The 22,760-nt window shown below is 53.8% G+C and carries 20 protein-coding genes and 2 tRNA genes; 15 read left to right on the top strand and 7 right to left on the bottom strand.

All coding sequences use genetic code 11. The features are described from left to right. Positions 1–44 precede the first annotated feature (44 nt). Both M8013_RS01755 and M8013_RS01750 read left to right on the top strand, forming a co-directional pair. Positions 45–121 (top strand) — tRNA-Asp (locus tag M8013_RS01755). Positions 122–174: 53 nt separating this feature from the next. Continuing rightward, positions 175–250: transfer RNA gene (locus M8013_RS01750), tRNA-Trp, on the top strand. A gap of 101 nt (positions 251–351) precedes the next feature. Here the strand turns inward: M8013_RS01750 and hdfR are convergent. Then, on the bottom strand, positions 352–1,173 hold the full coding sequence (gene hdfR / locus M8013_RS01745) for an HTH-type transcriptional regulator HdfR (RefSeq protein ID WP_271266115.1): 822 nt from the start codon (positions 1,171–1,173) through the stop codon (positions 352–354). 118 nt (positions 1,174–1,291) lie between these two features. Between hdfR and M8013_RS01740 the strand changes: the two genes are divergently transcribed. Next, positions 1,292–1,630 (top strand): MaoP family protein, encoded by a 339-nt coding sequence (locus tag M8013_RS01740; protein ID WP_271266114.1) that lies wholly within the window; start codon positions 1,292–1,294, stop codon positions 1,628–1,630. A gap of 24 nt (positions 1,631–1,654) precedes the next feature. Here M8013_RS01740 and M8013_RS01735 read toward each other — a convergent pair whose 3' ends face one another. Continuing rightward, the gene (locus M8013_RS01735; protein ID WP_271266113.1) at positions 1,655–3,175 is read right to left on the bottom strand and encodes a YifB family Mg chelatase-like AAA ATPase; all 1,521 of its coding nucleotides are present in this window, start codon (positions 3,173–3,175) and stop codon (positions 1,655–1,657) included. 341 nt (positions 3,176–3,516) lie between these two features. Here M8013_RS01735 and ilvL point away from each other — a divergent pair, with 341 nt between their 5' ends. The 6 genes from ilvL (at position 3,517) to ilvA (ending at position 10,072) form a co-directional block, all read left to right on the top strand. After that, entirely contained in the window at positions 3,517–3,615 is a 99-nt protein-coding gene (ilvL, locus tag M8013_RS01730) for an ilv operon leader peptide (RefSeq protein ID WP_048969883.1), read from the top strand. A 139-nt stretch (positions 3,616–3,754) separates the two neighbouring features. Beyond that, positions 3,755–5,401, top strand: coding sequence for an acetolactate synthase 2 catalytic subunit (gene ilvG, locus M8013_RS01725; RefSeq protein WP_271266112.1), 1,647 nt, complete (start codon positions 3,755–3,757; stop codon positions 5,399–5,401). Beyond that, positions 5,398–5,667: an acetolactate synthase 2 small subunit gene (gene ilvM, locus M8013_RS01720; protein WP_271266111.1), complete on the top strand. Its 270-nt coding sequence runs from the start codon at positions 5,398–5,400 to the stop codon at positions 5,665–5,667. The genes ilvG and ilvM overlap by 4 nt, the downstream gene beginning before the upstream one ends. A 17-nt stretch (positions 5,668–5,684) precedes the next feature. Then, on the top strand, positions 5,685–6,611 hold the full coding sequence (locus M8013_RS01715) for a branched-chain amino acid transaminase (RefSeq protein WP_271266110.1): 927 nt from the start codon (positions 5,685–5,687) through the stop codon (positions 6,609–6,611). Between the two features lie 63 nt (positions 6,612–6,674). After that, the gene (gene ilvD, locus M8013_RS01710) at positions 6,675–8,525 is read left to right on the top strand and encodes a dihydroxy-acid dehydratase (RefSeq protein ID WP_271266109.1); all 1,851 of its coding nucleotides are present in this window, start codon (positions 6,675–6,677) and stop codon (positions 8,523–8,525) included. Positions 8,526–8,527: 2 nt separating this feature from the next. Then, positions 8,528–10,072: a threonine ammonia-lyase, biosynthetic gene (gene ilvA / locus M8013_RS01705; RefSeq protein ID WP_271266116.1), complete on the top strand. Its 1,545-nt coding sequence runs from the start codon at positions 8,528–8,530 to the stop codon at positions 10,070–10,072. On the opposite strand, the gene ilvY is transcribed toward ilvA, so the two are convergent. After that, the gene (gene ilvY, locus M8013_RS01700; protein WP_271266108.1) at positions 10,069–10,959 is read right to left on the bottom strand and encodes an HTH-type transcriptional activator IlvY; all 891 of its coding nucleotides are present in this window, start codon (positions 10,957–10,959) and stop codon (positions 10,069–10,071) included. The two genes, ilvA and ilvY, sit on opposite strands and share 4 nt — an antisense overlap. A gap of 150 nt (positions 10,960–11,109) precedes the next feature. Here ilvY and ilvC point away from each other — a divergent pair, with 150 nt between their 5' ends. Next, positions 11,110–12,585, top strand: coding sequence for a ketol-acid reductoisomerase (gene ilvC / locus M8013_RS01695; protein WP_271266107.1), 1,476 nt, complete (start codon positions 11,110–11,112; stop codon positions 12,583–12,585). A 122-nt stretch (positions 12,586–12,707) separates the two neighbouring features. On the opposite strand, the gene ppiC (M8013_RS01690) is transcribed toward ilvC, so the two are convergent. Both ppiC (M8013_RS01690) and ppiC (M8013_RS01685) read right to left on the bottom strand, forming a co-directional pair. Next, positions 12,708–12,989, bottom strand: coding sequence for a peptidylprolyl isomerase PpiC (gene ppiC / locus M8013_RS01690; RefSeq protein ID WP_271266106.1), 282 nt, complete (start codon positions 12,987–12,989; stop codon positions 12,708–12,710). Between the two features lie 47 nt (positions 12,990–13,036). Then, positions 13,037–13,318 (bottom strand): peptidylprolyl isomerase PpiC, encoded by a 282-nt coding sequence (ppiC, locus tag M8013_RS01685; protein ID WP_271266105.1) that lies wholly within the window; start codon positions 13,316–13,318, stop codon positions 13,037–13,039. Between the two features lie 113 nt (positions 13,319–13,431). On the opposite strand from ppiC (M8013_RS01685), the gene rep reads away from it, so the two are divergent. After that, complete coding sequence (rep, locus tag M8013_RS01680; RefSeq protein ID WP_271266104.1) at positions 13,432–15,453, top strand: DNA helicase Rep; 2,022 nt, start codon at positions 13,432–13,434, stop codon at positions 15,451–15,453. A 39-nt stretch (positions 15,454–15,492) separates the two neighbouring features. Here rep and gppA read toward each other — a convergent pair whose 3' ends face one another. Further along, positions 15,493–16,977, bottom strand: coding sequence for a guanosine-5'-triphosphate,3'-diphosphate diphosphatase (gene gppA, locus M8013_RS01675; protein WP_271266103.1), 1,485 nt, complete (start codon positions 16,975–16,977; stop codon positions 15,493–15,495). Between the two features lie 5 nt (positions 16,978–16,982). Continuing rightward, positions 16,983–18,248, bottom strand: a complete 1,266-nt coding sequence (gene rhlB / locus M8013_RS01670; RefSeq protein WP_271266102.1) for an ATP-dependent RNA helicase RhlB — start codon at positions 18,246–18,248, stop codon at positions 16,983–16,985. Positions 18,249–18,392: 144 nt separating this feature from the next. On the opposite strand from rhlB, the gene trxA reads away from it, so the two are divergent. The 4 genes from trxA (at position 18,393) to wzzE (ending at position 22,722) form a co-directional block, all read left to right on the top strand. Further along, positions 18,393–18,722 carry a thioredoxin TrxA gene (gene trxA, locus M8013_RS01665; RefSeq protein WP_004386384.1) on the top strand — a complete coding sequence of 110 codons (330 nt, stop codon included), beginning with the start codon at positions 18,393–18,395 and terminating at the stop codon, positions 18,720–18,722. A 337-nt stretch (positions 18,723–19,059) separates the two neighbouring features. Next, on the top strand, positions 19,060–20,319 hold the full coding sequence (gene rho, locus M8013_RS01660) for a transcription termination factor Rho (protein WP_110276891.1): 1,260 nt from the start codon (positions 19,060–19,062) through the stop codon (positions 20,317–20,319). A 240-nt stretch (positions 20,320–20,559) separates the two neighbouring features. Beyond that, a complete protein-coding gene (gene wecA / locus M8013_RS01655; protein ID WP_271266101.1) occupies positions 20,560–21,663 on the top strand; it encodes a UDP-N-acetylglucosamine--undecaprenyl-phosphate N-acetylglucosaminephosphotransferase in 1,104 nt (367 codons plus the stop codon). A 12-nt stretch (positions 21,664–21,675) separates the two neighbouring features. Then, entirely contained in the window at positions 21,676–22,722 is a 1,047-nt protein-coding gene (wzzE, locus tag M8013_RS01650; protein WP_271266100.1) for an ECA polysaccharide chain length modulation protein, read from the top strand. Positions 22,723–22,760 lie beyond the last annotated feature (38 nt).

Genomic DNA, 22,760 nt, shown 5'->3' with positions numbered 1-22,760 from the left:
TAGTAAACCGGGGCAATAAACCGGTGGTTACAGAAGTCTTCGGTGGAGCGGTAGTTCAGTCGGTTAGAATACCTGCCTGTCACGCAGGGGGTCGCGGGTTCGAGTCCCGTCCGTTCCGCCACTTATTAAGATATTAAGCCTGCTATATTAGCAGGCTTAATAGTAAGAAAATTTAGGGGCGTAGCTCAGTTGGTAGAGCACCGGTCTCCAAAACCGGGTGTCGCGAGTTCGAGTCTCTCCGCCCCTGCCATATAAGAATCCTTTGCTTCGGCAAAGGATTTTTTTTGCCTGTAATAACATACTGAAAACCTTCCTTTACGCCTGTACGTTGCGTCCCTGCAACCTTTCAATTCAATCCATCACATTGATTTTTAGCAGATCTTTAATCTGTCCTTGCTTATCGCTGTTCTGAAGCCAAATGGCATAGAGGGGCCGCTGAAGTGTGGCAGAGTCCGTCACGGTATGTAATCCAGATTTACTACTGGCCCATCGTTGTGGCAACCAGGTGCAACCTTTTAACGATTCAAGCTGCTGACAGGCGATCTCAGCAGAACTGGTGGTCAACATGGGAACATCATCATGGGCAATCAGACCGGCCTCGTGTGGTTGAAAATCGGGTCCCCACTCTAGTCGCAGATAGTTCAGATCGGCTTTCATGGACGCGGGTGCAGCTGCATAGAGCGCCAGCGTGAATTGCCCGAGGATCTGGCTGCTGAATTCATCCATTTTTGGTGCTTCGGTAGTAATGAGTAAATCCAGCTGCCTTTCATGCAGCTGTTTAACCAGCGATTGCCGCTGTGCAATGCGCGCTTCAAATTGCAGCTGTCCATGAGAACGATATAAGCGGCTCAGCCATGGGCTAAGCATGCACTCCCATAGCGAGGCGCTGGCCCCGATAGAAAACTCATTATGCTTTGAGGTATGAGCGACCTCTCTACGCGCGGCCTGCCAGGTGTTCATTAACGTTTCTGCATAGGGCAGGAGCTTTTCACCCGCTGGCGTTAAGCGAATATTGTTGCGATGGCGGGTGAAAAGATTAACGCCGAGCTGGTTTTCAAGCTGCCGAATACGAAAGCTGACAGCCGATTGCGTCAGATATAGCGCTTCTGCGGCGCGCCCAAAGTGCCGAGTCCTGCTCACTTCGAGAAAAGTTTTTAGCAATTCCGTATCCAAGGTTTTCTCCGCAAAATTATTTGTCGTTATGATTTAAATGTTTTGTTTTACACTCTGTCAAGCGTAACCAATACTCCGCGCCATAAATAGCTCGGCCAAAGAAATAGGAGCGTGTAGGATGGCGGAAAGCTTTACGACGACTAATCGTTTTTTCGACAACAAAAATTATCCACGCGGATTTTCTCGCCATGGTGATTTCACCATCAAAGAGGCACAACTGCTTGAACGTCATGGTTATGCCTTCAATGAACTGGATCTGGGAAAGCGTGAACCTAACACTGAAGACGAGAAATCGTTTGTTGCCGTCTGCCGTGGCGAACGTGAGCCAGTAACAGAAGCAGAGCGCGTGTGGATTAAGTATATGGCACGCATCAAGCGTCCAAAGCGTTTCCATACTCTGTCTGGTGGTAAACCACAGACGGAAGGTACAGAAGACTACACCGATTCAGACGATTAAGAAAAAGGGGCTACAGCCCCTTTTTCATGCCAGCATTTTTTGCAGATGCAATAACAGGCGATCAATCGCGCGGTAGCTTAGCGCCTCCTGTAAGTGTCTGCGTTCAATCTTTTCACTCTCCTCCAGGTCGGCAATAGTGCGAGCCACCTTCAGTAATCGCTGCCAGGCCCGTACCGACAGACCGAAGCGCGTAAGCGTCTGTTCCAGCCATAGTGCATCTTCGGGTATCAACTGACAAAATCTGCGGATCTCCGCGTTATCCAGTAGGGCGTTACGTTTATGCTGCCGCGCCAGCTGTCGGTCCTGCGCGGCAATAACTCGGTTGCGTACGGTTTTACTGGTTTCTCCCATTTTATGTGTCTGGCTCAGCAACCCCGGTGGGGGAAGCGGGATCTCAAGTGATAAATCAAAGCGATCGAGAAAAGGGCCCGATAAACGCCCCAGATAGCGTAGCGTCTGCTCGGGTGTACAGCGGTTATGGTTACCCTGATAGTGTCCCGTAGGGCTGGGGTTCATCGCGGCAATAAGTTGAAAGCGGGCTGGATAACTTATCTTGGCTCGTGTCCGGGAGATATTGATCTGCCCGGATTCAATCGGCTCGCGCAACGCATCAAGTACCCGGCGTTCAAACTCGGGCAATTCATCGAGAAAGAGGATGCCATTATGCGCCAGCGAGATCTCCCCCGGCGCGGGGATTGATCCCCCACCGACCATGGCCATCAGCGAAGCGCTATGGTGCGGCGCGCGGAAAGGGCGTCGACGCCACTGCTTATGCAGTGAAGTGGCATTGACCAGGCTTACGATAGCCGCACTTTCCAGCGCTTCATGATTGCTGAGCGGCGGCAACAACCCATTGAGCCGACTCGCCAGCATAGTTTTGCCCGTGCCCGGTGGGCCAATGAGCAGCAAGTTATGGGCACCCGCGGCGGTGATCTCCAGCGCCCGTTTTCCCTGTTCCTGTCCGATGATGTCACTGATATCGTGAGCATCATTTTCTACAGGGCAGGGCTCGCCTGTGGGGGCTGCTAATTCATGTCGGCCTTCAAGAAAGGCGCATACTTCCTGGAGGTGTTCGGCCACCAGACAGCCTTTCTCTTCAATCAGACTGACTTCTGCAGCGTTATCTGTGGCGACGATAATCTCTCTGCCGGCGCGTATGGCCGCCATCGCGCCGGATATTGCTCCGGGAACCCCTCTTAATGCGCCTGTGAGCGCCAGTTCACCCACAAACTCGTAACGACTCAACAGTGAGGAGGAGAGTTGCTCAGAGGCTGCGAGAAGCGCAATGGCGATAGGTAAATCATATCGCCCCCCTTCTTTAGGCAAATCGGCTGGGGCCAAATTAATGGTGATCTTTTTTGCCGGGAAGGTGTAACCACTATTAATAATGGCACTGCGCACGCGATCCCTGGCCTCTTTGACCGTGGTTTCCGGCAGCCCAACTAACGTTAACCCAGGGAGACCATTGCTGAGATGGACTTCTACCGAAATAAGTGGCGCTTCCACGCCTAACGCCGCGCGGGTATAGATAACCGACAATGACATAGATATCCTCCTTGAAGCCCTACTATGTCATCGGCAGACACCTATTTTTACTAGCGAATTGCGGTATTACGTACGCTATTCCGAATTACTTTGGCAAAACTGTAATCATTTCATCATCCTGGATCTCCGCTCGCATTTTGCGATAAGCATGACTTCTGGCTGTTCAGGGCATCAAAAAAATGAAAATAATTCATTTTCTGTTTTTGTTATAAAAAACAATGATTTTTATCTAAATCATTAGCGTAATAACGAAGTGAATTATAAAAAAATCTTGTGTCTGGAGTGATATCTGTGATAACTCTTTAGGTATTCCTTCGAACAAGAAGCCAAAAGAACTGAAAATGACAGCCCTTCTACGAGTGATTAGCCTGGTCGTGATTAGCGTGGTGGTGATTATTATCCCACCGTGCGGGGCTGTACTTGGACGAGGAAAGGCTTAAAAATCAAGCCTTAACGAACTAAGACCCCCGCACCGAAAGGTCCGGGGGTTTTTTTATGACCTTAAAACATAACTGAGGAGCAGATGATGAGAAGTAGCATAAAATTCTGTTTCTACCGATTTACGGCGGGGAACTAACTATGAATGGCGCACAGTGGGTAGTACATGCGTTGCGAGCGCAGGGTGTCGAGACAATCTTCGGTTATCCGGGTGGCGCAATTATGCCTATTTACGATGCATTGTATGATGGCGGCGTGGAACACCTGTTGTGCCGACACGAGCAGGGTGCAGCGATGGCAGCCATTGGTTATGCGCGCGCAACCGGTAAAACCGGCGTCTGTATGGCGACCTCCGGTCCGGGCGCAACCAATCTGATCACCGGCCTGGCTGATGCACTGCTTGATTCCGTTCCTGTTGTGGCCATCACCGGTCAGGTCGCCTCGCCCCTTATCGGTACTGATGCTTTCCAGGAAGTGGACGTTCTCGGTTTGTCACTGGCTTGTACTAAGCACAGTTTCCTCGTGCAATCTCTTGAAGAGCTCCCGCGCGTCATGGCGGAAGCCTTTGAGGTGGCAAACTCAGGTCGTCCAGGTCCGGTTCTGGTCGATATTCCTAAGGATATCCAGATTGCTTTCGGCGATCTGGAACCGCACTTCTCAACGGTAGAGAGTGACGACACTTTCCCATTTGCCGAGGTCGATGAAGCCTGCCAGATGCTGGCGCAGGCGAAACAACCCATCCTCTATGTTGGCGGTGGCGTCGGTATGGCACAGGCGGTCCCCGTTCTGCGTAAATTTATTGCCACAACCCAAATGCCTGCGGTGTGTACTTTAAAAGGACTGGGCGCGGTTGATGCTGACTATCCGTACTACCTTGGCATGCTGGGGATGCATGGCACTAAAGCGGCTAACCTCGCCGTGCAGGGGTGCGACCTGCTGATCGCCGTGGGTGCACGCTTCGATGACCGTGTCACCGGTAAGTTGAATACCTTTGCACCGAACGCAAAAGTCATTCATATGGATATCGATCCGGCGGAGATGAACAAGCTTCGCCAGACCCATGTGGCCTTACAGGGCGATCTTAAAGGACTGCTGCCTGCGTTACAGCAGCCATTAAGTATCGACGCATGGCGTCAGCACGCTGCTGATATGCGCAGCGAACATGCCTGGCGTTACGACCATCCAGGTGAGGCAATTTATGCGCCGCTGCTGCTGAAGCAACTGTCGGATCGTAAACCAACAGACAGCGTGGTGACTACCGACGTGGGTCAACATCAGATGTGGTCGGCTCAGCATATGACCTACATGCGCCCGGAAAACTTCATCACTTCAAGTGGGTTAGGCACCATGGGCTTCGGTCTGCCTGCCGCCGTGGGAGCCCAGGTGGCGCGCCCAAACGATACGGTAATCTGCGTTTCCGGTGATGGTTCATTTATGATGAACGTGCAGGAGCTGGGCACCATCAAGCGCAAGCAGTTACCGGTGAAAATCGTGCTGCTGGATAACCAGCGTTTAGGCATGGTGCGCCAGTGGCAGCAGCTCTTTTTTGAGGAGCGTTACAGCGAAACCACGCTCACCGATAACCCCGACTTTCTCGTTCTGGCCAGCGCCTTCGGCATCCCTGGTCAGCACATTACCCGTAAAGACCAGGTTGAAGCGGCACTTGATGAAATGCTGTCAAGCAAGGGGCCTTACCTGCTTCATGTCTCAATCGATGAGCTTGAGAATGTCTGGCCGTTGGTGCCGCCCGGTGCCAGTAACTCACAAATGCTGGAGAAATTATCATGATGCATCATCAGGTCGCCGTGCAGGCTCGCTTCAATCCGGAAACATTAGAACGTGTATTGCGCGTGGTACGCCATCGTGGATTCCAGATTTGTTCGATGAATATGGAAACCGCCACCGATGCCCAGAACATAAATATTGAATTGACCGTTGCCAGCCAGCGCCCCGTCGACTTACTGTTTAGCCAATTGAGCAAATTGGTCGACGTCGCCCGGGTTGATATCCAGCAGCGTACCGCCTCATCACAAACACAACAAATCCGCGCCTGAGCGTAAAAGGAAGAGAAATGACGACGAAAAAAGCTGATTTCATTTGGTCTAACGGTGAGATGATCCGCTGGGAGGACGCTAAAGTCCACGTGATGTCCCACGCTCTGCACTACGGTACTTCTGTGTTTGAAGGTATCCGTTGCTACGATTCTCACAAAGGCCCAGTGGTGTTCCGTCATCGCGAACACATGCAGCGTCTGCGTGACTCAGCCAAAATTTATCGCTTCCCGGTTTCTCAGAGCGTTGACGAATTGATGGAAGCCTGCCGCGCCGTCATTCGCAAAAACAGTCTGACCAGCGCGTATATTCGCCCGCTGGTGTTCGTCGGTGATGTCGGAATGGGCGTGAACCCGCCAGAAGGGTATACCACCGATGTGATCATCGCTGCGTTCCCGTGGGGAGCATACTTGGGCGCAGAAGCGCTGGAGCAGGGGATCGATGCCATGGTCTCCTCCTGGAACCGCGTTGCTCCGAACACTATCCCGACCGCCGCAAAAGCGGGCGGTAACTACCTCTCTTCTCTGTTGGTTGGCAGTGAAGCCCGTCGCCACGGTTATCAGGAAGGTATCGCGCTGGATGTGAACGGCTACATCTCCGAAGGTGCGGGCGAGAACCTGTTCGAAGTGAAAGACGGCATTCTGTTCACGCCACCGTTCACCTCGTCTGCGCTGCCGGGTATCACCCGCGACGCCATCATCAAGCTGGCGCAGGATATGGGTATCGAAGTGCGTGAGCAGGTTCTGTCCCGCGAATCCCTGTATCTGGCAGACGAAGTCTTCATGTCCGGCACCGCGGCAGAGATCACCCCGGTGCGCAGCGTTGACGGTATTCAGGTAGGCGAAGGCCGCCGTGGACCGGTCACCAAACGTATTCAGGATGCTTTCTTTGGCCTCTTCACCGGCGAAACCGAAGATAAATGGGGTTGGTTGGATCAAGTTAATTAATACGCTTAAATATGGGATGGCACGCACCATCCCATTTACCAGATAGACGGGAGTAAATAACGCATGCCTAAGTACCGTTCCGCCACCACCACTCATGGCCGCAATATGGCGGGTGCCCGCGCGCTGTGGCGCGCCACCGGGATGACCGACGACGATTTCGGCAAACCGATCATTGCCGTGGTCAACTCTTTTACCCAGTTCGTACCGGGTCACGTCCATCTTCGCGATCTCGGGAAGCTGGTTGCCGAACAGATTGAAGCCTCTGGCGGCGTGGCAAAAGAGTTTAATACCATCGCCGTGGATGACGGTATCGCGATGGGGCACGGGGGCATGCTGTATTCACTGCCGTCGCGCGAGCTGATTGCCGACTCGGTGGAGTACATGGTTAACGCCCACTGTGCCGATGCGATGGTCTGTATCTCCAACTGCGACAAAATCACCCCGGGGATGCTGATGGCTTCCCTGCGCCTGAACATTCCGGTGATCTTCGTCTCCGGTGGTCCAATGGAAGCAGGCAAAACCAAGCTTTCCGATAAAATCATCAAGCTCGACCTGGTTGACGCGATGATTCAGGGTGCCGATCCGAAAGTTTCCGACGCGCAGAGCGATCAGGTTGAGCGTTCTGCATGCCCGACCTGCGGCTCCTGTTCCGGGATGTTCACCGCCAACTCGATGAACTGTCTGACCGAAGCGCTGGGCTTATCCCAGCCAGCTAACGGTTCATTACTGGCCACCCACGCCGATCGTAAAACGCTGTTCCTCAGCGCCGGTAAGCGCATCGTTGAACTGACCAAACGCTACTATGAGCAGGACGATGCCAGCGCACTGCCGCGCAATATCGCTAACAAAGCGGCGTTTGAAAACGCGATGACGCTGGATATCGCGATGGGCGGTTCCACTAATACCGTTCTGCACCTGTTGGCTGCTGCCCAGGAAGCAGAAATTGATTTCACCATGACTGACATCGATCAGCTGTCCCGCAAAGTGCCACAGCTGTGTAAGGTCGCGCCAAGTACCCCTAAATATCACATGGAAGATGTTCACCGTGCCGGTGGCGTGCTGGGGATTCTGGGCGAGCTGGATCGCGCCGGGCTGTTGAACCGTGAGGTGAAAAACATTCTTGGCCTGACGTTGCCTCAAACGTTGGATCAATACGACGTGATGCTCACCAAAGATGAAGCCGTGAAAAGCATGTTCCGTGCCGGTCCGGCGGGCATTCGTACCACTAAGGCGTTCTCGCAGGACTGCCGCTGGGATACCCTGGATGACGATCGCGCTGAAGGCTGTATCCGCTCGCTGGAACATGCTTACAGCAAAGATGGCGGTCTGGCGGTACTGTACGGCAACGTGGCCGAAAATGGCTGTATCGTAAAAACCGCAGGCGTGGATGACAGCATCCTTAAATTTACCGGCCCGGCAAAAGTCTACGAAAGCCAGGACGATGCGGTAGAAGCCATTCTCGGCGGTAAAGTGGTTGCCGGGGATGTGGTTGTGATCCGTTATGAAGGGCCGAAAGGCGGGCCAGGGATGCAGGAAATGCTCTACCCGACCACCTTCCTTAAATCGATGGGTCTGGGCAAAGCCTGCGCCCTGATCACCGATGGTCGTTTCTCCGGCGGCACGTCCGGGCTTTCCATTGGCCACGCCTCCCCGGAAGCGGCCAGCGGCGGCAACATTGCGCTGATTGAAGATGGCGACCTGATTGCGATTGATATCCCGAACCGCGGTATTCAGCTGCAGCTGAGCGATCAGGAGCTGGCAGCCCGTCGTGAAGCGCAGGAAGCCCGCGGAGATCAAGCCTGGAAACCGAAAGATCGCCAGCGTGAAGTTTCCTTCGCCCTGCGCGCTTACGCGACCCTCGCGACCAGTGCAGATAAAGGCGCTGTACGCGATAAATCTAAACTCGGGGGCTAATGATGGCCGAATCCCAACCCCTGTCCGCCGCTCCTGAAGGGGCGGAATATCTCCGGGCGGTGCTTCGCGCACCGGTCTATGAAGCGGTACAGGTTACACCGCTACAAACAATGGAGAAGCTGTCCTCGCGACTGGATAACGTCATCCTGGTGAAGCGCGAAGACAGGCAGCCGGTGCACAGTTTCAAGCTGCGCGGTGCCTACGCGATGATGGCTGGGCTGACCGAAGAGCAAAAAGCGCGCGGTGTGATCACCGCGTCGGCAGGCAACCATGCCCAGGGTGTGGCTTTCTCTGCCGCGCGTCTGGGGCTGAAAGCCTTGATCGTTATGCCGGTGGCGACGGCCGATATCAAAGTGGATGCGGTGCGTGGTTTTGGTGGCGAAGTTTTGCTGCACGGTGCCAACTTTGACGAAGCGAAAGCCAAAGCCATTGAACTGTCACAGCAGCAGGGGTTCACCTGGGTTCCGCCGTTCGATCATCCGATGGTGATCGCCGGCCAGGGCACCCTGGCGCTGGAGCTGTTGCAGCAGGATGCCCATCTCGATCGCGTATTCGTGCCGGTCGGCGGTGGCGGTCTGGCGGCAGGCGTCGCGGTACTGATCAAACAGCTGATGCCACAGATCAAAGTCATTGCCGTGGAAGCGGAAGACTCCGCCTGCCTGAAGGCAGCGCTGGATGCCGGGCATCCGGTGGATCTGCCGCGTGTGGGTTTGTTTGCTGAAGGCGTGGCGGTTAAGCGCATCGGTGATGAAACCTTCCGCGTTTGTCAGGAGTATCTCGACGACATCATTACCGTCGACAGCGATGCGATCTGCGCGGCAATGAAAGACCTGTTCGAGGATGTGCGTGCGGTGGCGGAGCCGTCCGGCGCGCTGGCGCTGGCGGGGATGAAAAAATACATCGCGCAGCACAACATTCGCGGTGAACGTCTGGCGCATGTTCTTTCGGGTGCCAACGTTAATTTCCACGGCCTGCGCTACGTCTCTGAACGTTGCGAGCTGGGTGAACAACGCGAAGCGCTACTGGCCGTGACCATCCCGGAAGAGAAAGGCAGCTTCCTCAAATTCTGCCAACTGCTGGGTGGTCGTTCTGTAACGGAATTTAACTACCGCTTTGCCGATGCCAAAGATGCCTGCATTTTTGTCGGCGTGCGTCTGAGTCGCGGACTGGAAGAGCGCAAGGAGATCCTCTCCCTGCTGCACGACGGCGGCTACAGCGTGGTGGATCTGTCTGACGACGAAATGGCGAAGCTGCACGTGCGCTATATGGTTGGCGGGCGTCCGTCGAAGCCGTTACAGGAACGTCTGTTCAGCTTCGAGTTCCCGGAATCTCCCGGCGCGCTGCTGAAATTCCTGCATACCCTGGGTACGCACTGGAATATCTCCCTGTTCCACTATCGCAGCCACGGCACTGACTATGGTCGCGTGCTGGCGGGATTCGAACTGGGCGAGCACGAGCCAGATTTCGAAACGCGGCTGAACGAACTGGGTTATGACTGTCACGATGAGACGCACAACCCGGCGTTCAGGTTCTTCCTGGCGGGTTAATGGTTAGGCAATAAATTCCAGAACGCATCAATAAGCGGCTCATGCAGCCGCTTTTTTTGTGCGCAGACGCCAAGCTCAAACGGCGTTTTCTCATCGCTACGCTCTAAAATCATCACCCTGTTACGCACCGGCTCCGGGCTGTTTTCCAGCACGATTTCTGGCAGCAGCGCCACGCCACAGCCGAGTGCCACCATTGACACCATCGCCTCATGCCCGCCCACCGTGGCATAAATCGACGGGTTGCTGATTTTGTGTCGGCGAAACCACAGCTCGATGCGACGACGCACCGGGCCCTGATCGGCCATGATAAAAGGCACCGTTGACCAGTCAGGTTCATCGACGGATACCTGGTTACGCACCGGGCACGGCAGTGCCGGGGCAATCAACACCACTGCCAGATTCTCCAGCATTGAGAATGCCACCGCGCCAGGCAGCGTTTCCGGCTTGCCGGCAATCGCCAGATCGGCTTCGTTGGTCACCACTTTTTCCATTGCGTCGGCGGCATCGCCGGTAGTGAGCTTAATTTCGACTGAGGGATGTTCGGCGCGAAAGCGGTCGAGGATCGGCGGGAGATGGCTGTATGCCGCCGTCACCGAGCAAAAGATGTGAAGCTCGCCTGAGAGCGAAGGACCCTGCTGATCGATAGTGTGGCGCAATTGCTGATACTGCAACAGCGTTTGCTGGGCAAACGTGCGTAGCTCGTCGCCTGCTTCCGTGAGCGTGACCGTGCGGTTATCGCGTACAAACAGCGGCTGACCGAGGTCCTCTTCCAGGCGCTGGATCTGTCGGGAGAGCGTGGAGGGGCTGACGTGCATCGCCCGCGCGCTGCGGCCAAAATGGCGGCTATCCGCCAGATGCAGGAACATTTTCAGAACGCGTAAATCCACAGCCGATACCCCACGGTTTTTCGTTGCATAAATTGCAACGTGATGTTGTGAATATATCAATTTCCGCAATAAATTTCCTGTCATATAGTAAGTCCATTCTCGCATAAGCGAACCGAACAATAAGACAGTACAACATCACGAGGTATCACCATGGCTAACTACTTCAACACACTGAACCTGCGTCAGCAGCTGGCGCAACTGGGCAAATGCCGCTTCATGGCGCGTGACGAATTTGCCGATGGCGCAAGCTACCTTCAGGGTAAAAAAGTGGTCATCGTTGGCTGTGGCGCACAGGGCCTGAACCAGGGCCTGAACATGCGTGACTCCGGTCTGGATATCTCTTATGCCCTGCGTAAAGAAGCGATTGCTGAGAAGCGTGCTTCATGGCGTAAAGCGACCGAAAATGGCTTCAAAGTCGGTACCTACGAAGAGCTGATCCCACAGGCGGACCTGGTAGTTAACCTGACGCCAGACAAACAGCACTCCGACGTTGTGCGTTCCGTGCAGCCGCTGATGAAAGACGGCGCTGCGCTGGGTTACTCCCACGGCTTCAACATCGTTGAAGTGGGCGAGCAGATCCGTAAAGACATCACCGTAGTCATGGTGGCACCGAAGTGCCCAGGTACTGAAGTGCGTGAAGAGTACAAGCGTGGTTTCGGCGTTCCGACGCTGATCGCAGTTCACCCGGAAAACGATCCAAAAGGCGAAGGCATGGCGATTGCTAAAGCCTGGGCAGCAGCAACCGGCGGCCACCGTGCAGGCGTGCTGGAATCCTCCTTCGTGGCAGAAGTGAAATCTGACCTGATGGGCGAGCAGACTATTCTGTGCGGTATGCTGCAGGCGGGCTCTCTGCTGTGCTTCGACAAGCTGGTGGAAGAAGGTACCGACCCGACTTACGCAGAAAAACTGATTCAGTTCGGCTGGGAAACCATCACCGAAGCGCTGAAGCAGGGCGGCATCACCCTGATGATGGATCGCCTGTCTAATCCGGCGAAACTGCGTGCTTACGCACTGTCTGAACAGCTGAAAGAGATTATGGCACCGCTGTTCCAGAAACACATGGACGACATCATCTCCGGTGAGTTCTCTTCCGGGATGATGGCTGACTGGGCTAACGACGACAAAAACCTGCTGACCTGGCGTGAAGAGACCGGTAAAACCGCGTTCGAAACCACTGCACAGTTTGACGGAAAAATCAGCGAGCAGGAGTACTTCGATAAAGGCGTTCTGATGATTGCCATGGTGAAAGCGGGCGTTGAACTGGCATTCGAAACCATGGTTGATTCCGGCATCATCGAAGAGTCGGCTTACTACGAATCACTGCACGAGCTGCCGCTGATTGCGAACACCATCGCGCGTAAGCGTCTTTATGAAATGAACGTGGTTATCTCTGACACCGCGGAGTATGGCAACTACCTGTTCTCTTACGCTTGCGTACCGTTGCTGACAGAGTTCATGACCACTCTGCAGGCCGGCGATCTGGGTAAAACCGTTGCGGATGGCGCGGTAGACAACGCCCAGCTGCGTGATGTAAACGAAGCGATTCGCAGCCATGCGATCGAGAGCGTAGGTCATAAACTGCGTGGCTACATGACCGATATGAAGCGTATCGCCGTAGCGGGTTAAGCGTAAACAGTGTCGGGTGGCGCTTCGCTTACCCGACCTACAAATCGCGATTCACAGGTCGGATAAGGCGTAGCCGCCATCCGGCAAAAAAAAGCCCGGTGTTCAAACACCGGTTTTTTTTATTAGTTACGATACAACACTTTAATAATGTGATAACCGAACTGAGTGTGCAGTGGGCCCGTTGGCTCCAGCACCGGGCAAGAGAACACCACTTTATCGAACGCCGGAACCATCTGACCCTGACGGAATTCACCTAAGTGACCGCCTTTTTTGCCTGATGGACAGGTGGAATGCTTTTTCGCCAGCTTCTCGAAGTCACCGCCGTTCTTAATCTGCTCCAGAAGCTCAAGAGCCAGTTTCTCTTCTTTAACAAGGATATGCAGTGCTGCTGCTGTTTTAGCCATGATGTGCGCCTTCAAAGGGGGAATGAGGCTGGCGATTTTAGCATGGCTTATCGCCGAAACAGCACCTTGATAATGTGGTAACCAAATTTGGTTTTCACCGGTCCGTACGGTTTTAACAGCGGACAACTAAAGACGGCCTCATCAAATGGCCCCACCATCATCCCCTGCTTAAACTCTCCCAGATCGCCGCCGTTGCGTCCGGTCGGACAGCGGGAGTAGCGTTTGGCCAGATGATCGAAGCTAATGCCGCGTTCCAGCTTCGTGAGGATCTCCTGCGCCAGCTTCTCTTCTTTTACCAGAATATGCAGGGCTGCTGCGGTCTTAACCATGGTTGTGTTCTCAGGATCTATTGCGTTTGGATCACTTTATCATTAGCCGGTAAATCTGCGCCCGGCTTTCTGCTACAATCCACACCCCGTTCGAAGATTGAGCAATATTTCCCATGCGTTTAAACCCTGGACAACAACAAGCGGTCGAATTCGTTACTGGACCATGCCTGGTGCTGGCAGGGGCTGGTTCCGGTAAAACCCGCGTGATCACCAATAAAATCGCCCACTTGATCCGTGGCTGCGGCTATCAGGCACGCCATATCGCAGCGGTGACCTTTACCAATAAAGCCGCGCGCGAGATGAAAGAGCGCGTCGGGCAAACGCTGGGACGTAAAGAGGCGCGCGGCCTGATGATCTCCACCTTCCATACGCTGGGCCTGGACATCATTAAACGCGAATACGCCGCCCTGGGAATGAAATCAAACTTTTCTCTGTTCGACGATACCGACCAGGTGGCGCTGCTCAAAGAGCTTACCGAAGAGCTGATTGAAGACGACAAAGTGGTGCTGCAGCAGCTGATCTCGACGATCTCCAACTGGAAGAACGATCTAATGGATCCCGCTCAGGCTGCGGCGAGTGCCAAAGGCGAACGTGACCGGATCTTTGCTCACTGCTACAGCCTGTACCACGATCACCTTAAAGCCTGTAACGTGCTGGATTTTGACGATCTGATCCTGCTGCCTACGCTGTTGCTGCAGCGTAATGAAGAGGTGCGCGAGCGCTGGCAGAACAGGATCCGTTATCTGCTGGTGGATGAGTATCAGGACACCAACACCAGCCAGTATGAGCTGGTAAAACTGCTGGTGGGGCAGCGAGCCCGTTTTACCGTGGTGGGCGACGATGACCAGTCGATCTACTCCTGGCGCGGTGCCCGGCCGCAAAACCTGGTGCTGCTCAGCACGGATTTCCCGGCACTGCAGGTCATCAAGCTTGAGCAAAACTACCGCTCATCAGGGCGTATTCTGAAAGCGGCAAACATCCTGATCGCCAATAACCCGCACGTTTTTGAAAAACGCCTCTTCTCCGAGCTGGGCTACGGCACCGAGCTGAAGGTGCTAAGCGCCAATAATGAAGATCATGAAGCCGAGCGCGTGGCTGGCGAGCTGATCGCCCATCACTTCATTAATAAAACCAATTACAAAGATTACGCCATTCTTTATCGCGGCAATCACCAGTCGCGGGTCTTTGAAAAGATGCTGATGCAGAACCGCATCCCGTACAAAATCTCTGGTGGGACGTCGTTCTTCTCACGCCCTGAAATCAAAGATCTGCTCGCTTATCTGCGGGTGCTGACCAACCCAAATGATGACAGTGCCTTTTTGCGAATAGTGAACACGCCAAAGCGCGAAATTGGCCCGGCGACGTTACAAAAACTCGGCGAGTGGGCGATGACCCGCAACAAAAGCCTGTTCACGGCCAGCTTCGATATGGGCCTGAGCCAGACGCTGGCCGGGCGCGGTTACGAATCGCTGACCCGCTTTACCCACTGGCTGGGTGAGATCCAACAGCTGAGCGAACGTGAGCCCATTTCCGCGGTGCGCGATCTGATCCGCGGTATCGACTACGAATCCTGGCTGTATGAAACCTCCGCCAGCCCAAAAGCGGCAGAAATGCGCATGAAAAACGTCAATACGCTTTTCAGCTGGATGACCGACATGCTGGAAGGTTCGGATATCGATGAACCGATGACCCTGACCCAGGTCGTCACACGCTTTACCCTGCGCGATATGATGGAGCGCGGCGAAAGCGAAGAAGAGGCGGATCAGGTGCAGTTGATGACCCTCCATGCGTCCAAAGGGCTTGAGTTCCCGTACGTCTATCTGGTGGGAATGGAAGAGGGCTTACTGCCGCATCAGAGCAGCATTGAAGAAGAGAACGTCGATGAGGAGCGTCGTCTGGCCTACGTAGGCATTACGCGGGCGCAGAAAGAGCTGACGTTTACCCTGTGCAAAGAGCGCCGCCAGTACGGTGAAACGGTCCGTCCGGAGCCGAGCCGCTTCCTGCTGGAATTGCCTCAGGACGATATTATCTGGGAGCAGGAACGCAAAGTGATTAGCGCCGAGGAGCGGATGCATAAAGGGCAGGCCAGTATCGCAAATATTCGCGCGATGATGGAGAAAGCGAAAGGGCGTTAGTGTTGAAGACCCGGTAAGCGTGGCGCTGCCGGGCCTGGATTAATGGATGTCCAACATCCAGTGTACATAACTTTGCCACTGACACTCCTGCTCGATCATTTCTGATGCAAGCGGATGAATATCCAGCCATTTCTCGGGCATCGTCAGTGTGAGCGTTTCGCCCTCTGCTTGCAACGTAATGGCTGGAAGTAAATCATCCCGACGACGACTGGCAAAGATAATCGCCAGACGTAACAGGCGACAGAGATGTTCTGCCACGCGCGGCGGCACTGCATTTTGCTGATGGAGCGAAGAGAGGTCGACGGGGTTCGTCTGGTTTAAGACCAGCGTGGCCAACAGTTTCTTTTGCGCGGGAGTAAAACCGGGGAGATCAAGATTACGTACCAGGTACGCAGCATGCAGTGGAGCTTGTTTAAAATCAACGCTCAGGCCTATCTCGTGTAGATGGCAGGCACTTAGCAACAGTTCACGGCTGATAGGTTCAATATGCCACTCATCTTCGACTTGATCGAGAAAACTTACTGCAAGATTGGCCACCCGATTTGCCTGTTCGATATCCACCATAAACCGGCGCTGAACATTGCGCAGCGTATGGTTGCGGATATCCTGATCTACCGCCAGATGCAGCATGCCATACACCAAACCTTCCCGCAGTGCGCCGCCCGCAAGGGTCATGCACTGAATGTTTAGCTCGGTAAAAATGGCAATCAGGATCGCCAGCCCGCTGGGGAACACCAGCGCGCGCTCCAGGGTGAGACCTTCAATTTCCAGCTCTTCCAGCCGTCCGCAATGAATGGCGCGTTGCTTCAGTTGCTGGAGTTTTGCCAGCGTGATGCGCTCGTCCATCCCCTGCGCCATCATGATTTCCTGCAGCGCCTGCACCGTGCCGGAAGCGCCGACGCAGACTTTCCAGCCATGGTAACGCAGTGCATTTGCTACCGGGCGTAACACTTCCCGTGCGGCTTTTTCGGCTTCATCGAAGTTTTCTTGCGCCAGGTTGCGATCGGTAAAGTAACGCTCAAGCCAGGTGACGCAGCCCATCGACAGGCTGTTCAGGGAAGTGGCCTGCGCCCCATTACCGGTGACCAGTTCGGTGCTTGCACCGCCGATATCGACGACAAGACGATGCTCATCACCGCCGGTGGTATGCGCCACGCCCTGATAAATAAGCCGGGCTTCTTCTTCGCCGCTAATCACATGGACCGGGCAGCCCAGGATCGCCTGCGCGGTTGCAAGAAACTCACCAGCATTCACCGCCATCCGCAGGGTAGCAGTGGCGACGACACGAATTTGCAGGGAGGGAATATCTTGCAGACGTTCAGCAAAGAGGCGCAGGCATTGCCAGCCACGCTCCATCGCTTCTGGAGAGAGTTGATTATTCGCGCTAAGGCCCGCTGCGAGGCGGACCTTACGCTTAATACGCGTCAGCGTCTGAATGCTACCCGCCACCTCGCGCACAACCAGCATATGAAAACTATTCGAACCCAAATCAATAGCTGCATAGAGCGAGGCGGAACGGTGCATAGTTTTTAGCCTGAACGACGACGATTACGCGGTGCGCTGGAACGGCGCGGGCCATTGCCGGAACGCGCGCGAGTCAGGCGTTTCGGCGGCGGTAACTCACTCATCAGGGCATCCGGGTTGTACTTACTGACCGGAATGGAGTGCCCGATATAGGTTTCAATCGCGGGCAGGTTTAACGCGTACTCTTCACAGGCGAGGCTGATGGAGTTTCCGCTGGCACCTGCACGACCGGTACGACCAATACGGTGAACGTAATCTTCACAATCGTCCGGCAGGTCATAGTTGAAGACGTGCGTTACGGCCGGGATGTGCAGCCCACGTGCGGCGACGTCCGTTGCAACCAGAATATCCAGATCGCCACGGGTGAAGTCTTCAAGAATGCGCAGACGTTTTTTCTGGGCAACGTCGCCGGTCAACAGACCTACGCGGTGTCCATCGGCAGCCAGATGGCCCCAGATATCTTCGCAACGGTGCTTGGTGTTGGCGAAAATGATTGCACGGTCCGGCCACTCTTCTTCAATCAGCGTCTGCAGCAGGCGCATTTTCTCTTCGTTAGAAGGGTAGAAGAGCTCTTCTTTAATACGGTGGCCGGTTTTCTGTTCCGGTTCCACTTCGACGTACTCGGCGTTGTTCATCTGTTCGAACGCCAGTTCGCGCACGCGATACGAAAGCGTTGCGGAGAACAGCATGTTCAGGCGCTGGTTCGCGACAGGCATACGACGGAACAACCAGCGGATATCTTTAATAAAGCCCAAATCGTACATGCGATCGGCTTCATCCAGCACCACAACCTGGATCGCGCCAAGGTTGATGTGATTCTGTTTGGCATAATCGATAAGGCGGCCAGTGGTGCCGATCAGAATATCGACGCCGCTTTCCAGCACTTTCAGCTGTTTGTCATAACCGTCACCGCCGTAGGCCAGGCCGAGTTTCAGGCCGGTGGACTGCGCCAGCGGTTCTGCATCAGCGTGGATCTGTACCGCAAGTTCTCGCGTCGGGGCCATGATCAGCGCGCGCGGTTGGTTAACTTTACGGTCAGCAATTGTCGGATGAGAAAGTAAATAATGAAACGTTGACGTCAAGAACGCCATCGTTTTGCCGGTACCGGTTTGCGCCTGCCCTGCAACATCGCGACCCGCCAGCGTGAGCGGGAGGGCGAGAGCCTGAATGGGCGTACAGTTATGAAACCCTTTTGTTTCAAGGGCTTCGATGACTTTTGGGTGCAGGGCGAAGTCGGAAAACTTCTGTTCTGTTAAATGTGTTTTGCTCATAGTGTGGTAGAATATCAGCTTACTATTGCTTTACGAAAGCGTATCCGGTGAAATAAAGTCAACCTTTAGTTGGTTATTGCTCCATCAACACGTCGTTGATGGATGCGACATCAACGCGCCAGGCTTATTCCTGTGGAGTTATATATGAGCGATAAAATTATTCACCTGACTGACGACAGTTTTGACACGGACGTACTTAAAGCTGACGGGCTGACCCTCGTCGATTTCTGGGCTGAATGGTGTGGTCCTTGCAAAATGATCGCCCCGATTCTGGATGAGATCGCCGACGAATATCAGGGCAAACTGACCGTTGCTAAACTGAACATCGACCAGAATCCGGGCACCGCACCGAAGTACGGTATCCGTGGCATCCCGACCCTGTTGCTGTTTAAAAATGGCGAAGTCGCGGCGACCAAAGTGGGCGCACTGTCCAAAGGTCAACTGAAAGAGTTCCTCGACGCTAATCTGGCGTAAGGTTTCTCGGCTGTGCGTCCGGGGTTTCTAAATTGTTTGGATCTCTGGACGCCCGGCATTAGTCGTGCTAAGTTAGCTATGACTACGTTTTAAACATACCTTGTTGTTTGAATCTTGTTTGACCCGATACTTCCCGTTGTTGACATACACAGTGCGAGAAGTCGATAGATTCCGGGCTTGTCACTCAATCCGTCTTGTCGTTTCAGTTCTGTGCTTTCCCTGTAAGCAGACAGCGAACAGACATGAGTTGATAGCCGCTAACAGGCATGGATGACCCTGCCATACCACTCACAAATTAAGTTCGAGTATTACCCCGAGTTTAAGAACCCACACCATTATGAATCTTACCGAATTAAAGAATACGCCGGTTTCTGAGCTGATCACTCTCGGCGAAAATATGGGCCTGGAAAACCAGGCTCGTATGCGCAAGCAGGACATCATTTTTGCCATCCTGAAGCAGCACGCAAAGAGTGGCGAAGATATCTTTGGCGACGGTGTGCTGGAAATATTGCAGGACGGATTTGGTTTCCTCCGCTCTGGAGACAGCTCCTACCTCGCCGGTCCTGATGATATCTACGTTTCTCCCAGCCAAATCCGCCGTTTCAACCTCCGCACCGGTGACACCATTTCAGGTAAGATTCGTCCTCCTAAAGAGGGTGAACGCTACTTTGCGCTGTTGAAAGTTAACGAAGTTAACTACGATAAACCGGAAAACGCGCGCAATAAGATCCTGTTTGAAAACTTAACGCCGCTGCACGCGAACTCTCGCCTGCGTATGGAGCGTGGTAACGGATCGACTGAAGATTTAACTGCTCGCGTACTGGATCTGGCTTCTCCGATTGGTCGTGGTCAGCGTGGTCTGATTGTTGCACCGCCAAAAGCGGGTAAAACGATGCTGCTGCAGAACATCGCGCAGAGCATTGCTTACAACCACCCTGACTGTGTGCTGATGGTATTGCTGATTGACGAACGTCCGGAAGAAGTGACCGAGATGCAGCGTCTGGTGAAAGGCGAAGTGATTGCTTCTACCTTTGACGAACCAGCATCCCGTCACGTTCAGGTTGCGGAGATGGTAATCGAGAAGGCGAAGCGTCTGGTTGAACACAAGAAAGACGTGATCATCCTGCTTGACTCTATCACCCGTCTGGCGCGTGCCTACAACACCGTGGTTCCGGCTTCCGGTAAAGTGTTGACCGGTGGTGTGGACGCTAATGCCCTGCATCGTCCAAAACGCTTCTTCGGTGCGGCACGTAACGTTGAAGAGGGCGGCAGCCTGACCATCATCGCTACAGCGCTGGTTGATACCGGCTCCAAAATGGATGAGGTTATCTACGAAGAGTTTAAAGGTACAGGCAACATGGAACTGCACCTCTCTCGTAAAATCGCTGAAAAACGCGTCTTCCCGGCTATCGATTACAACCGTTCCGGTACCCGTAAAGAAGAGTTGCTCACCACTCAGGAAGAGCTGCAGAAAATGTGGATCCTGCGCAAAATCATCCATCCAATGGGTGAAATCGACGCAATGGAATTCCTCATTAACAAGCTGGCGATGACCAAAACCAACGACGACTTCTTCGACATGATGAAACGTTCGTAAAGTAAATAAACGCCTAAAACGCCACGTTTTTACGTGGCGTTTTTCTTTTGTGGCTTATACGCTGTAATTTCAGACGACCCCTGTTTACTGACGAGTTGGAAAACAGGAATGTTAGTCAAAGTAGAAAATTAATTGATTGAAAAATAAACAAAGGGACTTGTCAGAGGCCTGCTTTTTCCTTCTGGAGCAGAGCCTTCAAGGTTATACTTCCAGGATTAACATTTGTTGAGAGCATCCATTGTGAATCTACTCACTGCGGTGACTGAGCTAATCAGTATTTTTCTTTTCACCACCTGCTTTTTGTTTTTCGCCCGTAAGGTGGCGAAACGCGTGGGGCTGGTGGATAAACCCAATTTCCGTAAACGCCATCAAGGTCTGATTCCGCTCGTCGGGGGGATCTCCGTTTATGCGGGTATCTGCTTTACCTTTGCGATTGCGGACTACTATATCCCACACGCTGCGCTCTATCTGGCGTGCGCGGGTGTGCTGGTGTTGGTGGGTGCCCTTGATGACCGATTTGACATTAGCGTGAAGTTCCGTGCCGCTGTCCAGGCGGGCATTGGCGTTGTGATGATGGTGGTCGGCAAGCTCTATCTCAGCAGCCTTGGCTATATTTTTGGCACCTGGGAGATGGTACTCGGTCCGTTCGGCTACTTCCTGACGCTGTTTGCCGTCTGGGCGGCGATTAACGCCTTTAACATGGTGGACGGTATTGATGGCCTGCTGGGCGGTCTTTCCAGCGTCTCGTTTGCTGCGATCGGCATCATCCTGTGGTTTGACGGTCAATACAGCCTGTCGATGTGGTGTTTTGCAATGATCGCCGCCATTCTGCCGTATATCTGCCTTAACCTCGGCGTGCTCGGGCGCCGCTACAAAGTGTTTATGGGCGATGCGGGCAGTACGTTAATCGGCTTTACCGTTATCTGGATCCTGCTGGAAACGACTCAGGGGAATACCCATCCCATCAGCCCGGTGACAGCGCTGTGGATTATTGCTATTCCACTGATGGATATGGTGGCGATTATGTATCGCCGTCTGCGTAAGGGCATGAGTCCTTTCTCGCCAGACCGTCAACACATTCACCACTTAATTATGCGGGCGGGCTTCACCTCGCGGCAGGCATTTGTCCTTATCACCCTGGCCGCTGCTCTTCTGGCCGGGATTGGGGTCGCCGCAGAATATACGCATATCGTTCCTGAATGGGTAATGTTGGTATTATTCTTGCTAGCATTCTTCCTGTACGGTTATTGCATTAAACGCGCATGGAAAGTGGCGCGATTCATTAAACGCGTAAAACGCCGGATGCGTCGAAGCAATGGCAATAACCCAACTATAACTAAGTAAATCGGGATTGTAATGACTCAACCGTTGGCGGGAGCAGAATCAGTGGTTACTGAGAATGAGCTGGACGTTCGTGGTTTGTTCCGCGTGTTATGGGCGGGCAAGTTGTGGATTGCAGGAATCGCGCTGGGCTTTGCGCTTATCGCACTGGCTTACACCTTTTTCGCCAGACAGGAATGGAGCGCAACGGCTATCACCGATCGTCCGACGGTTAACATGCTCGGTGGCTTTTACTCACAGCAGCAGTTTTTGCGCAATCTGGATGTCAAAGCGAATCTCGTGCCCGCAGACCAGCCTTCGGTAATGGATGAATCGTATAAAGAATTCGTCATGCAACTCGCCTCCTGGGATACGCGTCGCGATTTCTGGAACCAGACCGATTATTTCAAACAGCGGATGGTTGGCAACAGTAAAGCGGATGCCGCTCTCCTTGATGAGTTAATCAATAATATCCAGTTTATGGCAGGCGATCCGCTGCGCAACGTCAACGACAGCGTCAAGCTGATCGCCGAAACCGCGCCGGATGCCAACAACCTGCTGCGTCAGTACGTTGCTTTTGCGAGTCAGCGGGCGGCGAGCCATCTCAATGATGAGCTGAAAGGTGCCTGGGCTGCGCGGACCATCCAGATGAAAGCGCAGGTGAAACGTCAGGAAGAGGTGGCCAAAGCGATCTTTACCCGTCGGATCCACACCATCGAACAGGCGCTGAAAGTGGCGGAGAAGAGCAATATCTCCCGCAGTGAAACTGACGTCCCTGCCGATGAACTGCCTGATTCTGAAATGTTCTTGCTTGGTCGTCCAATGCTGCAGGCACGACTCGAAAATCTGCAGGCTGTAGGGCCTGACTTTGACCTCGACTACGATCAAAACCGCGCCATGCTGACCACCCTCAACGTAGGTCCGACACTGGACCCGCGTTTTCAGACCTATCGTTATTTGCGAACGCCTGAAGAACCTGTAAAACGCGATAGTCCACGTCGTGCATTCCTGATGATTATGTGGGGGATTGTAGGTGCCTTAATTGGCGCTGGCGTGGCATTAACGCGTCGTCGCAAAATTTAAGAACGCCATCTACGATGAAGGCTCATGGCCTTCATCGT

It is taken from the genome of Silvania confinis (genome assembly GCF_025564085.1).
GTDB lineage: Bacteria > Pseudomonadota > Gammaproteobacteria > Enterobacterales > Enterobacteriaceae > Enterobacter > Enterobacter confinis.
This window is presented reverse-complemented; position numbering and strand designations above follow the sequence as displayed.

What these genes read in the sequence shown, in the direction of transcription:
- M8013_RS01740 (WP_271266114.1), top strand. Translation starts at nt 1,292, where the DNA reads ATGGCGGAAAGCTTTACGACGACTAATCGTTTTTTCGACAACAAAAAT.
- M8013_RS01735 (WP_271266113.1), bottom strand. Translation starts at nt 3,175, where the DNA reads ATGTCATTGTCGGTTATCTATACCCGCGCGGCGTTAGGCGTGGAAGCG.
- ilvL (WP_048969883.1), top strand. Translation starts at nt 3,517, where the DNA reads ATGACAGCCCTTCTACGAGTGATTAGCCTGGTCGTGATTAGCGTGGTG.
- ilvG (WP_271266112.1), top strand. Translation starts at nt 3,755, where the DNA reads ATGAATGGCGCACAGTGGGTAGTACATGCGTTGCGAGCGCAGGGTGTC.
- ilvM (WP_271266111.1), top strand. Translation starts at nt 5,398, where the DNA reads ATGATGCATCATCAGGTCGCCGTGCAGGCTCGCTTCAATCCGGAAACA.
- M8013_RS01715 (WP_271266110.1), top strand. Translation starts at nt 5,685, where the DNA reads ATGACGACGAAAAAAGCTGATTTCATTTGGTCTAACGGTGAGATGATC.
- ilvD (WP_271266109.1), top strand. Translation starts at nt 6,675, where the DNA reads ATGCCTAAGTACCGTTCCGCCACCACCACTCATGGCCGCAATATGGCG.
- ilvA (WP_271266116.1), top strand. Translation starts at nt 8,528, where the DNA reads ATGGCCGAATCCCAACCCCTGTCCGCCGCTCCTGAAGGGGCGGAATAT.
- ilvC (WP_271266107.1), top strand. Translation starts at nt 11,110, where the DNA reads ATGGCTAACTACTTCAACACACTGAACCTGCGTCAGCAGCTGGCGCAA.
- ppiC (WP_271266106.1), bottom strand. Translation starts at nt 12,989, where the DNA reads ATGGCTAAAACAGCAGCAGCACTGCATATCCTTGTTAAAGAAGAGAAA.
- ppiC (WP_271266105.1), bottom strand. Translation starts at nt 13,318, where the DNA reads ATGGTTAAGACCGCAGCAGCCCTGCATATTCTGGTAAAAGAAGAGAAG.
- rep (WP_271266104.1), top strand. Translation starts at nt 13,432, where the DNA reads ATGCGTTTAAACCCTGGACAACAACAAGCGGTCGAATTCGTTACTGGA.
- gppA (WP_271266103.1), bottom strand. Translation starts at nt 16,977, where the DNA reads ATGCACCGTTCCGCCTCGCTCTATGCAGCTATTGATTTGGGTTCGAAT.
- rhlB (WP_271266102.1), bottom strand. Translation starts at nt 18,248, where the DNA reads ATGAGCAAAACACATTTAACAGAACAGAAGTTTTCCGACTTCGCCCTG.
- trxA (WP_004386384.1), top strand. Translation starts at nt 18,393, where the DNA reads ATGAGCGATAAAATTATTCACCTGACTGACGACAGTTTTGACACGGAC.
- rho (WP_110276891.1), top strand. Translation starts at nt 19,060, where the DNA reads ATGAATCTTACCGAATTAAAGAATACGCCGGTTTCTGAGCTGATCACT.
- wzzE (WP_271266100.1), top strand. Translation starts at nt 21,676, where the DNA reads ATGACTCAACCGTTGGCGGGAGCAGAATCAGTGGTTACTGAGAATGAG.